The following is a 1,012-nucleotide window of genomic DNA, read 5'->3' as shown; positions in this document are numbered from 1 at the left end:
CTGGTAGCGGTCGCGGTTGTGGAACTGGCAGGCCGGGCCCAGCAGCTTCAGGTCCGTGAGCCCGCCGCTGCTCCAGTTGTCGGCGTGGTCGATCTGGCACATGGTCGCGGGCAGGGGGCAGCCGTCAACCCAGCAGGTGGCGTACCGGGCGAAGACGGCCCGGCGCTGGGCAGGAGTCGCCAGGCGGACCTTGCGCCCCATGTCGAGCACCTGTCCCTCGGCGTTCATGACGATCCGCACCAGAGTCGAGGTGCGGGCGAGCCGGTGCACGCTGGAGACGGGCAGCACCTGCCCCGTCGCCAGCAGCAACCCCGGCGGCACCATCCCCAACGACGCACGCAGCGACGATCCCAGTGCCGTTCCCAGCGCTCCCGGCGTGCCCTGGCCATGCCGGCAGTCCCCCGCAGGCCGATGCCCGGCGTGGGTGTGACGTGCGGAGGCGTCCTCGGGAGGAGGATCCGGCTGCACCGCCTCCGAAGGCGCTGTGTCCGAAGGTGCTGTGTGGGAATCTCCGTCGCCGTCGGGAGAGGCGGTGCTTGCGGTGCCGGGCGGTTCGCATTCACGGGCGTCGCTTCCCGCACCGGTACCTGCCTCGGCCTCAGCTTCAGTCTCGGCACTGTCGAGCCCGTCCGCGGCGTCGGGGGCGTCGGTGCCGCCCGCAGCACCGGGGTCGCCTATCACGTCGGAGACGGCGTCGTCGGCCTGGTGGGGGGCGTCGGTGCCTCCGGTGTCGTCGGCGTCGGCGGCCGCTGGGTCACTCGTGTCGTCCTGGCCGTCCTCGAAGCCCTCGGCATGCCACGCGTCTTCGACGTGGTCGGCGGTGTTCTGGGCCTGGCTCGGCTCGTCAGTGGTTCCGGCAGGGTCGGGGACGTAGTCGCTGGGGGTGCTGTCGTCGAGGTCTGCGAAGTGGTCGCTGACGTCGTCGTCGGTGGCCGGGTCGGCGGGGTCTTCGGTGGCCGGGTCGGTGTCGTCGGTGGCCGGGTCGGCGGGGTGTGGGTTGTCGTCGGTGGGG

Annotated in this window: 1 protein-coding gene; it reads right to left on the bottom strand. The window is 72.3% G+C overall.

Features of this window, described 5'->3' with window-relative positions:
- Nucleotides 1-1,012, bottom strand: a 1,012-nt coding sequence (locus HCK04_RS40320) for an HNH endonuclease signature motif containing protein (RefSeq protein ID WP_142652777.1), incomplete at both ends; no start/stop codon positions are given.

The organism is Microbispora sp. CL1-1 (assembly GCF_012034195.1).
GTDB lineage: Bacteria > Actinomycetota > Actinomycetes > Streptosporangiales > Streptosporangiaceae > Microbispora.
This window is presented reverse-complemented; position numbering and strand designations above follow the sequence as displayed.